General features: G+C 41.0%; 6 protein-coding genes. 4 read left to right on the top strand and 2 right to left on the bottom strand.

Annotated elements, in window-relative coordinates:
- Nucleotides 1-15: 15 nt before the first annotated feature.
- Complete coding sequence (locus ACIQ2D_RS18295) at nt 16-1,701, bottom strand: methyl-accepting chemotaxis protein (protein WP_402866638.1); 1,686 nt, start codon at nt 1,699-1,701, stop codon at nt 16-18.
- Nucleotides 1,702-2,346: 645 nt separating this feature from the next.
- Nucleotides 2,347-3,852, bottom strand: a complete 1,506-nt coding sequence (locus ACIQ2D_RS18290) for a catalase (RefSeq protein ID WP_402866636.1) — start codon at nt 3,850-3,852, stop codon at nt 2,347-2,349.
- 653 nt (nt 3,853-4,505) lie between these two features.
- On the opposite strand from ACIQ2D_RS18290, the gene hutH reads away from it, so the two are divergent.
- The 4 genes from hutH (at nt 4,506) to ACIQ2D_RS18270 (ending at nt 11,034) form a co-directional block, all read left to right on the top strand.
- A complete protein-coding gene (gene hutH, locus ACIQ2D_RS18285; protein ID WP_402866633.1) occupies nt 4,506-6,020 on the top strand; it encodes a histidine ammonia-lyase in 1,515 nt (504 codons plus the stop codon).
- 12 nt (nt 6,021-6,032) lie between these two features.
- On the top strand, nt 6,033-7,703 hold the full coding sequence (gene hutU / locus ACIQ2D_RS18280; RefSeq protein ID WP_402866630.1) for a urocanate hydratase: 1,671 nt from the start codon (nt 6,033-6,035) through the stop codon (nt 7,701-7,703).
- Between the two features lie 8 nt (nt 7,704-7,711).
- Nucleotides 7,712-8,968, top strand: coding sequence for an imidazolonepropionase (hutI, locus tag ACIQ2D_RS18275; RefSeq protein ID WP_402866797.1), 1,257 nt, complete (start codon nt 7,712-7,714; stop codon nt 8,966-8,968).
- A 212-nt stretch (nt 8,969-9,180) separates the two neighbouring features.
- A complete protein-coding gene (locus ACIQ2D_RS18270) occupies nt 9,181-11,034 on the top strand; it encodes an SLC13 family permease (RefSeq protein WP_402866627.1) in 1,854 nt (617 codons plus the stop codon).
- The last annotated feature ends 540 nt before the right edge of the window (nt 11,035-11,574 follow it).

The following is an 11,574-nucleotide window of genomic DNA, read 5'->3' as shown; positions in this document are numbered from 1 at the left end:
CAAGCCTCGTATTTGTTAGATTTTAAACTTATTGACTTCTTGTTGTACTTTTAATGCGCCATCCGTTAGTAATTTTGCGACATTGCTAATTTCTTGAACTGTGGCAGATTGTTCTTCAGTGGCAGCTGCAATTCCTTCAGATTCAGAGGAAGCTTGAGTCGCAAGGTTGGCCATTTCATTGATGGAAGCGGCCACTTCTTCAGTCGAAGCAGAAATTTCCTCGGTCGAAGCGGATACCTCTTGAATTTGGCTAGTCATTTCTCGAATGGATTGCATGATATTATCAAATGAAACTTGCGCATCTTGAATGTAGTTTACGCCATCCTCCACATTATGTGCTGTTGTCAGTACGGCTTGTTCCACTTCTTTTGTGTCTTTTTGAATAAGAGAAGTTAGGGCAACAATTTGATGAGCTGATGCTTTAGATTCTTCTGCTAGTTTGCGTACCTCGTCAGCGACAACTGCAAAACCTTTACCGTGTTCACCAGCTCGTGCGGCTTCAATCGCTGCGTTTAGTGCCAGTAAATTCGTTTGCTCTGTGATATCTGTAATGACTTTCACAATACTTTCAATTTCAGCAGATTGTTTGCTTAGCTGTTGAATGCGGTCGCTTGTTTCAGATGAAGATTGCTGAATGATCGTCATTTGCTGCTCCGCTGTTTGTAATGTTTTCTCACCAACGGAAGCCACTGACTGAGTATCTGTCGCGATTGTGTGTAATTCTAGTGTAGCCTCTGCTATTTTCAGCACACCTTGTGCAGTTTCCTCCATAGCTGCAGAGCTTTCTTGTCCAGTGGCTGCGGAGTGGTTGGCACCTTCTGCTAAACTTTCAGTGCGTTTCGCTACCTCCATAGAAGTGATAGAGACTTCCTCCGTGCTAGCTGTTAGTTGTTGTGCCGCTGCGGATGTTTGTTCAGCGTTTACTGTGACGCTTTGAATGAGTGTATGTAAATTGAATTTCATGGTATTAAAGGCAGTCGCTAAATCCTTAATCTCGTCTTTCAATTTCACTTCGACATCTTCATGCGTTAAATCACCTTCAGCAATGCTTGTCGCAGCGGTTACTAAACGTGTTATAGGTCTAGTAATCGAACGAGTGATGAAAGCAGAAATAAGTATCGCGAAAATTATGGTAAAAATAGCAATGGCTATAATGAGTTTTGAACTGACTTCGGCTATTCTTTGTACTTCTGCATATACACGGTCAATCTCAGACAATTGGGACTCTGAAATGGTGTTTGTAGCGTCCTGAATGCTCTCATTTGCAAGGCGGGCTTTTGTTGATAGTAAGTCTATGGCCTTTTGCGTATCACCACTATCGAACGCAGCTAAAATTTCCTGACCAGTTTCTTCAAATTGCTGCTGATGTTCGAGCAAAAGCTGAAGCTGTTCTTTAATAGCGGGCTCAGTAACGAGTGTATCGAGATTTTCGGCTAATTTATGGATGATAGTTTGTTGCTCAAGTAATTTATCTAAAGTTACGTTTTCTGGTTCAAGTAAGTAGGAACGAATGTAAACACCTTGAAGTGCAGAAGCATTGGCAATTCGTTCGACGATAAAAGCTTTATTGATATGGTCGTCAACTAAAAATGTGTTTTCTTGGCTAATCTTATTAATTTGTGAATAAGAGATGATGGAACTAATCAGTAAGAATAAAATAATGACGCTAAATGCACTGACTAACCTTTTACGAATGGACATAATTCATACCTCCAGAGTCTTCAGATATTTAAGAGTGAATTGCTATGTATTGAAAGATACTTTACATGATAAAGAGAGCTTTATTTGACGTATAATAGCATATTTTGTAGAAAGAATACATAATCATTAGCAAATTCAGTATTTTCTATCTAAAAATAGATGTCTACATTGGATAAATTCTATTCCTCGAATTTCCCTTTTGATATACAACAACATGTAGCGGGGTAGAGACATCCGTAGGACCATAAAACCCATGTGAAACGTTAATTTCACATGGGTTAGACTGTAGACAAACACTGTGTTGTTGTAATACCGGCAAGCCTCGCCACTTCGCTTTTCATGGGCGAACGTCGAGCTTTCCCACATAAGTCTACGTGGCGGAGCTTGCCTTCCCTTGCATAAAAAATGAGCAACTTCATAGTCTTATGAGTATTTTATAATAGCCGTAAAAGAATATTATTTTTATTTCAGCTTGGTACATCGTACATTATATGAGAAATAGTAGATTTTTGCGGAAAGCGTCCACTCGGAGCAAAAATCAACTACTGACAATTTATACACCTTAGTAGATAAACTGACCCATGTGAAATGTTATTTTCACATGGGTCAGTTAATTGGATTTGGATATCAATAAAAGTTGTTTACTTAAACGTTTGTTGTTTGTTTTGTGTATGGGTTTGAAAGGTCCATGCCTTCTAAAGAAAGACCCATAGCTTTTGCTACACCTTCACCGTAAGCTGGATCAGCTAGGTAGCAGTGTAAGATGTGACGACGTTTAATGAACTCTTCAACCGGCGCCATATCAGCAGCAGTTGTTTCGAATAGACGTTGTTGTTGTTCCGCAGTCATTAAGCGGAATAGTTTACCTGGTTGTTCGAAGTAATTGTTGTCATCTTCACGGAAGTCGTGGATGCCAGCATTACCGTCGATTTGTAATTCAGGCTCTTTATAGTCAAGGTTATGTTCCCATTCACCGTAGCTGTTTGGCTCGTAGCTCATTGTTGAGCCTAAGTTGCCATCGAAACGCATTGCGCCATCGCGGTGGAATGTGCGGAATGGACATTTTGGTGCATTTACTGGCAGCATGTAGTGGTTAACGCCTAAACGGTAACGTTGTGCATCTGCATAAGCAAAGATACGTGCTTGTAACATTCTGTCTGGAGAGAAGCTAATACCAGGCACAATATTAGAAGGCGCGAATGCTGATTGTTCTACTTCAGCAAAATAGTTGTCTGGATTTTTGTTTAATTCGAATTCACCAACTGGGATAAGTGGGAAGTCGCCTTTGTACCAAACTTTTGTTAAGTCAAATGGGTTATATGGCAATTCACGAGCTTGCTCTTCAGTCATTACTTGAATAGACATTTTCCATTTAGGGAAGTTGCCAGCTTCGATGTTTTCGTAAAGGTCACGTTGTGATGACTCACGGTCGCCACCAACTACTTCAGCAGCCTCAGAGCCAGTATAGTTTTCAATCCCTTGTTGTGATTCAAAGTGGAATTTTACCCATACACGTTCGTTATCAGCATTGATGAAGCTGTATGTGTGAGAACCGAAACCGTGCATTTGACGGTAGTTTTTGGGAATGCCACGGTCAGACATAACGATTGTCACTTGGTGTAATGCTTCAGGAAGTGAAGTCCAGAAGTCCCAGTTTGAGTTAGGGTTATGCATATTCGTACGTGGATCGCGTTTTACCACGTGGTTTAAATCAATGAAGTGTAATGGATCACGGAAGAAGAATACAGGTGTGTTGTTACCAACTAAATCCCAGTTGCCTTCTTCAGTGTAGAATTTAAGTGCGAATCCGCGGATATCGCGCTCCGCATCTGCAGCTCCACGTTCACCAGCTACAGTTGAGAAACGTGCGAACATTTTTGTTTTTTTACCAACTTCAGAGAAGATTTTTGCTTTTGTATATTTAGTAATATCGTGCGTTACAGTGAAAGTACCGAATGCGCCTGAACCTTTTGCGTGCATACGACGCTCAGGAATTACTTCACGGTTGAAGTTAGCTAATTTTTCAAGCATCCATACGTCTTGAAGTAAAAGTGGGCCGCGTGGACCTGCAGACATTGAGTCATGGTTACTTACTACTGGTGCGCCACCTGCTGTTGTAAAGCGACGGCTACGATCATTTGTGTTTGTCATAATGGTTTTCCCCCTAAGAATTTTTCGAGTCAAACTCTTCGTTTCTAACTATAACAAATCTAAAATAGAATTGCTAGTACATTATAATTATTATCGTTAAAGAATTTATATCCATAAATAATCACTATTGGAATAAGCATAATCGAAGGTGGCTTTATTCATACTCCAAATGAATAAAACAATGAGTCTCAATAATGAAAAATGTATTTCTGTTCAGAAACACAGGTACAATAAGGTTTCTTTCGGAATTTTTTTGTCTGAAAATTTTTTGATTATTTTAATTATATCGAATTCAAGCATTAAGTCTTGTGTCAAAAAGAAGGGCATTTTCGTTTACACTATGCGCGTGTTGAAAATAAGGGGTGTTAATTGAAAATGGTGGGTGGATTCAGTTATCACATCCTAACTATATATATATTTATTCGAAATCTGTAAGTTGATAATCTCTAAATCATGTTCTTTAACTAATTTTTATCGTATTACTATATATGATTCTTCAAATTCCTCGAAACTCCTCTCGAAATTTATGAAAATCTAATGTCAAAAATGAGTTTTCGCATAGCCTTCCAAATTAATCATATTATTTTAGTACCAACAATTTTAAGGCTAAAAATAGAGTTATTGCGAATGACAGAAGAATAGGGTGATGGAGGATGACAAGAATCATTGAACTGGATGGCCATACATTAACTAGGCAACAGGTAATGCAAATTGTGAAGAGAGCTGCCTTAGTCGAGCTATCTCCTGAAAGTGAAGAGCGTGTAAAGCTAAGCAGAGCGCGAATTGAAAAGTGTCTAGCTGAAGGGCAAGTGATTTATGGTGTCAATACAGGTTTTGGCAAGTTAAGCCATATACGCATTGAAGAATCGGATAATGAGTTGCTTCAGTTAAATTTACTTCGTTCAGATGCAGCGGGAGTAGGTAATCCGTTTTCGACAGAAATTGTACGTGCGATGATGGTTTTACGTGCTAACGCATTAGCGCGGGGATTTTCGGGAATTCGTCAGGAAACATTGAAACTCTTACTCGATTGCATCAATAAAGGTGTGCATCCTCTAGTGCCGTCGCAGGGCTCAGTAGGGGCAAGTGGTGATTTAGCGCCGTTATCGCATTTGGCATTGGTGCTTGTAGGGGAAGGTAAGGCAGAGTTTGAAGGGGATATTGTGAGCGGGGCTGTGGCGTTAAAGCGAGCAGGACTAGTACCGGTAAGATTGCAGGCAAAAGAAGGTTTAGCGCTTGTGAATGGCACGCAAGCAATGACGGGTATAGGTGTTGTGACGTTGAATGAAGCAGAGCGTATCGGGTTAGCGGCAGATATGGCAGCGAGTCTTTCGATGGAAGCGCTAAAAGGCATCATATCCGCATTTGAACCGGCACTTTTAGCGGTTAGACCACATACGGAATTAGAGCTTGTCGGTGGGCGTATTCGTAAGTGGCTGGATGGAAGCAAACGTGTGACGAAGCAAGGGGAGGTACGTATGCAGGATGCCTATTCTCTACGTTGTATTCCACAAGTGCACGGAGCTTCCTGGCAGTCTTTTTTCTATGCAGAGGATCGTGTACAAGTTGAGATAAATGCTACAACAGACAACCCAATTGTGCTAGAAAGTGGCGAAGTATTATCTGGCGGGCATTTCCATGGTCAGCCGATTGCATTTGCGATGGACTTTTTAAAACTGGGGGTATGCGAATGGGCAAATATTTCAGAGCGCCGTACAGAGCGAATGGTTAACCCACAACTTAACGATGGTTTGCCACCATTTTTAGCTACGAATCCTGGGATTGAGTGTGGGCTAATGATTGCACAATATACAGCAGCTTCAATCGTGTCAGAAAATAAAGTATTAGCACACCCTGCAAGTGTAGACTCTATCCCCACTTCAGGTAATCAGGAAGACCATGTTAGCATGGGCACAATAGCTGCTCGTCAGGTACATCAAATTGTCCGCAATACAGCAAGGGTCATTGCGATTGAACTAATATGTGCGTCGCAAGCTATTTATTTGGAAAAGGCAGAAGAACAGCTGGCAACAACGACAAGTGCCTTTTTAAAAAAGGTGCGCCAATTTTGTCCACCACTGACGACGGATCAGCCAATTGGAGATGAAATTGAAGCGTTGGCAAATTATCTTTTAATATCCGATGAGCTAGTCGAATTAGCAGAGTAAAGGGGATGGCATATGGAGACAAAAAGAATAATTCGTGCACCAAGAGGTACATCGCTTTCTTGTAAGGGGTGGACACAGGAAGCGGCGATGCGTATGTTGATGAATAATTTAGATCCAGAAGTAGCGGAAAATCCAGATGAGTTAGTCGTTTATGGTGGGATTGGCAAAGCGGCTCGTAATTGGGAGAGTTACGAGCAGATTATTGCTTCATTGAAGGAATTAGAGGATACAGAGACTCTACTTATACAGTCAGGAAAGCCAGTAGCGATATTTCGTACACATGAAAATGCCCCTCGTATTTTGATTGCTAATTCCAATTTAGTACCCGCTTGGTCCAACTGGGAGCACTTTTATGAATTAGAGGATCGAGATTTAATGATGTACGGTCAGATGACGGCAGGCAGCTGGATTTACATTGGTGCACAGGGTATTTTACAAGGAACGTATTTAAGTTTTGTGGAAGCAGGGAAAAAAGTATTTGGCACAGCAGATTTGCGAGGGAAGTTCATTTTGACTGGTGGTATGGGTGGCATGAGTGGAGCGCAGCCATTAGCTGGGAAAATGACGGGGGCTGTTATATTGGTAGTTGAAGTAGATCGGGCACGCATCGAACGTAAAATCAAGGAAGGGTACTGTGACTACATCGTTGAAACGGTAGATGAAGCCATTCAGTTAGTAAATGAGCTGAGTGAGAAGAAGGAGCCATCATCTATTGGGCTCATTGGCAACTGTGCAGATGTACATCAGGAGCTATTTCAACGTGGCATTATTCCTGACTTTGTGACCGACCAAACATCGGCACACGATCCTATAAACGGTTATGTTCCGAACGGTATGACATTTGAAGAAGCGCTAGAATTGCGTAAAACAGATGTGGAAATATATGAGCAAAAAGCGAAAGAAACAATGGCGCAACATGTACGTCTTATGCTGGCATTCCAACAGGCGGGAGCGGAGGTGTTTGACTATGGTAATAACATTCGTGCATATGCCAAAGAAATGGGTGTGACCAATGCTTTTGACTTCCCGGGGTTTGTACCAGCGTATATTCGCCCATTATTTTGTGAAGGGAAGGGACCGTTTCGATGGGCTGCGCTTTCAGGTGATCCAAAAGACATTATGAAAATGGATGCACTTGCAAAAGAGATGTTTGCCCAGGATGCCAGCTTAGTAAACTGGATCGATATGGCGCAAAAGATGGTGAAGTGGCAAGGGTTGCCGGCGCGTATTTGTTGGCTTGGTTACGGTGATCGCCATCGTTTTGCTTTAAAGGTCAACGAGATGGTTGCGAGCGGTGAATTATCTGCACCGATTGTCTTTGGTCGAGATCATTTAGATTCGGGCTCCGTTGCCTCACCAAATCGTGAGACAGAAGATATGTTAGATGGGTCAGATGCTGTGTCAGACTGGCCAATTTTAAATGCCCTCATCAATACTGCAGGTGGTGCGAGTTGGGTAAGTGTGCACCACGGAGGTGGCGTGGGGATGGGGTTCTCGCAACATGCGGGTCAAGTATTAGTGGCAGATGGCACACAGCTTGCAGCAGATAAAATTAACCGTGTGTTAGTGGCAGATCCAGGAATAGGAATAGTACGACACGCAGATTCGGGCTATGAAATTGCTATTAAAACAGCCCGAGAAAAAGGTGTGCGCATGCCAATGCTAAAGGGTGATGTGAAGTGACGATTTTAATGAAAAACGCCAACGAAGTAATTACATTAAAAAGTGATTCAGAAGGTCCGCGCATTAAGGAGAATATGCAGGACATCAATGTATTGGCGAATACGAGTATTTTAATTGAGGGAAATCGTATTGCTGCTATCGGCCCTTTAGCTCAAGTTGAAGCGGAATTTCCGTATTTAATAGCAGAAGCAAAGGTTATTGATGCGGAGGGGAAAGTGGTAATGCCTGGTCTTGTCGATTGCCATACACATTTAGTGCATGGGGGTACACGTGAGCAGGAGTTTATGATGCGTTTAAATGGGGCAACCTATATGGAAATTATGAATGCGGGCGGCGGGATTCACGCAACGACTAAGCAAACAAGAGATGCTAGTTTCGAGGAGTTATACAGAAAAACATCCCGCCATTTAGATACGTTTTTGAAGTATGGTGTGACAACAGTTGAAGCAAAGTCAGGCTATGGCTTAGATTGGGAAACAGAAAAAAAGCAATTAGAAGTGGCAAGAAAGTTGCATGAAACACATGCTATAGACATTGTTAGTACATTTATGGGGGCACATGCAGTACCACGAGATTATAAGGGGCGTGAGGATGAATTTGTCGATGTTATTATCCGTGACATGTTACCGAAAGTAGCTGAACTGCATCTTGCTGAATTTAATGACGTGTTTTGTGAAAAGGGAGTATTTACGCCGGTACAATCTCGTCGCATTCTAGAGGCAGGGAAAGCGCTTGGGTTAATGCCTAAAATCCACGCTGATGAAATTGAGCCTTATAAAGGAGCGGAATTAGCTGCTGAAGTAGGTTCAATTTCAGCCGAGCATTTGCTAGTTGCTTCAGATGCAGGCATTCGGAAAATGGCGGCTGCACGTACAATAGCCGTATTACTTCCTGGAACTGCATTTTTCTTACGTGCTCCTTTTGCAAGAGGACGTTTGATGATTGATGAGGGGGTGCCCGTTGCGATTGCGACTGACTTTAACCCTGGTTCATCTCCTACAATGAGTTTGCCATTTATGATGAATTTAGCTTGTATGCATATGGGCATGACACTCGAAGAAGTATTAGTAGCAACCACCATTAATGCTGCTTATGCGATTAATCGAGGAGATCAGCTTGGTTCACTGGAAGTTGGTAAGCAAGCGGATGTACTTATGCTAGATGTCGAAAATTACAAACAGCTTCAGTATTTTTATGGCATGAATCATACAAATACGGTCATAAAAAATGGTCGAGTTGTAGTAAGAAATAGCTTTCTTATTTGATGAAACAATTAAAGATAAGAAGTTTTCGATTTATTGGCATCGTAATGATTATTCGTAATAACGAGCGGATTTGTTGAAATTCGACTACTAAAATGAAGTTGTGTCCTGAAGTGTGTAGTTGGAATTATTAATAGGGCACAAATAGGGTGAAATTTCATTATTTGTGTCCTTTTTCGTATAGAATGATACTGTTACTTCATGGAAAGGAAATTATGGATGTGCAACTAACTTTAACATTTCTTATTTTAGGGGCTACGATTTTTGCATTTATGACGAATCGTGTGCGATCAGATCTCGTAGCTATTATTTCACTACTTGCGTTTGTCATTACGGGTATTTTGACACCAGCAGAAGCGCTTGCTGGGTTTTCAAACTCTGTTGTCCTCATGATAGCAGGGCTTTTTGTAGTTGGTGCAGGCATTTTGCGCACAGGCCTTGCTGGGATGGCCGGTCAGCTATTGCTCAAATGGTCAGGCGATAGTGAGCTGAAATTATTTGTGCTACTTCTTGTTATTGTTGGCTCAGTTGGCGCTTTTATGAGTAATACGGGTACCGTGGCACTCATGATGCCGATTGTTGTCAGTATCGCAATTAGTATGAAGGAAAGTCCTTCAAAATTTTTACTACCGCTTTCTTATGTAGCGAGTTTATCAGGGTTGATGACCTTGATTGCGTCTCCGCCAAATCTGATTGTCAGTCAATTACTTGTGGATCGGGGCTATGACAAACTAAGCTTTTTTGAAATGACACCCATTGGTATTGTCGGCATGATTGTCGGGATTACGTATTTGGTACTTATTCGTAACGTACTGTTGCCAAATGATAAGAGCCGTACGCAAACGAATACAGGTTATAAATTATCACCGAAGAAAATTATTAAACAATATGATCTAGGTAATCGTTTATTTAAAGTCTATGTGCCGGAGAATTCAGAGATTATCGACACGCCTTTAGCAGAGCTGAAGCTACCAGCGAAATACTCACTCTTTATTATAAAAATTCACCGTAAGTCGCATGAGGGTATTAACTTATTGCCGATGACGTATCAGGAAATGGCTGGTCCGACAAGCGTTATTCATGTGTCCGATGAGATATATGTGCAGGGTGAAGAGTTGGATATTAAGCGTTTTGTAGCGGATTTCGGCCTACAGATGGAAGAACTAGTTGAAGGTGAAGAGGATGAGCTTGTATCGAAGAATCTAGGTATTGCAGAAGTATTATTGACGCCTAACTCAAGCTTCATCAACGAAACAGTTAAGTCACTTGGCTTCCGCGAAAAATACAATCTTAATATTCTCGGCATCAACCGCAGAGGTGGCTATAAGTTAGAAGACATGGCTGCGCATAAACTGAAATTTGGTGATGCCATTTTAGTGCAAGGTGCTTGGGATGAAATTGTGCTCCTCGCACGTGAGACGCAGGATGTTGTCGTTGTCGGTCAGCCTAAGGAGCATGCTAGCATTGCTGCAGCAACTGGCAAGGCGGGTATAGCAGGTGCGATTATGCTACTTATGATTGGATTAATGGCATTTGAAATTTTCCCAGCAGTTATTTCCGTCATGATTGGTGCAGTACTTATGATTTTGACTGGATGTCTGCGCAATATGGAAGATGCGTATAGCAATATGAATTTTGAAAGTATTGTTTTGGTAGCGGGGATGCTTCCAATGGCGACAGCACTTGAAAATACAGGTGGTATGGTAATTTTATCGAACGGTATTATTGAAGTCCTCGGAGGTTATGGACCTTACGGAGTTTTAATCGGAATTTATGTACTTACAGTTATTTTTGGTCAGTTTATTAGTAATACAGCAACGGCTGTTTTGTTTGCACCAATTGCTATGAATGCGGCAATTGCGATGGATGCTTCGCCGACAACATTTATGGTGGGTGTAGCAGTGGCAGCAAGTATGGCGTTTGCAACTCCAATTGCTTCCCCGACGAATTCACTTGTCATGACGGCAGGAGGCTATAAATTTATGGACTTCGTAAAGGTCGGTGTACCGTTGCAAATTGTGATGTTCATCGTAATGATGCTTGTTGTGCCATTTTTCTTCCCGTTTTAAAAAACTCGGCGCCTATGCCGAGTTTTTATTAAATATAGGAGATTGTAGAAAATATAAATTCTAAACGTTTATTCTTTAGAAAAAATTCTTTAAGAATTAATTGTTTTTTTTATTCATTTGTAAGTTAAATTAGATTTCCTAAAAGTAATAAGTATAGTGAAATGATTGTCAAAAAGAGTATAGAACAAGTAAATCTTAAAAAATTAGTAGGGGATATTATATAGGAAGTTTTTCTATAATATAAAAAAGGATAAAAAAGTTTCAAAAAAGCTATTGACCTTTCAAACTTAAGTGTGTAATATAATAGGAGTCGCCAAGAGGTGATGCACTAAACGAAACAAAATGAACCTTGAAAACTGAACAAGCAAAACGTAATCAATAACGTTTCTAGTAACTAACTTCGTTAGTGAATGAAACACAAGTAATAAATAGATATCAACTTTTATAGTTGATACGCTAGCAAAGCTAATGAGCTTTCAAACTACTTTTATGGAGAGTTTGATCCTGGCTCAGGACGAACGCTGGCGGCGTGCCTAATAC

It is taken from the genome of Lysinibacillus sp. NPDC097287, from assembly GCF_044761695.1.
Lineage (GTDB): Bacteria > Bacillota > Bacilli > Bacillales_A > Planococcaceae > Lysinibacillus.
Note: the sequence above shows the minus strand (reverse complement) of the source record. Positions and strands in the feature narration are given on the sequence as shown.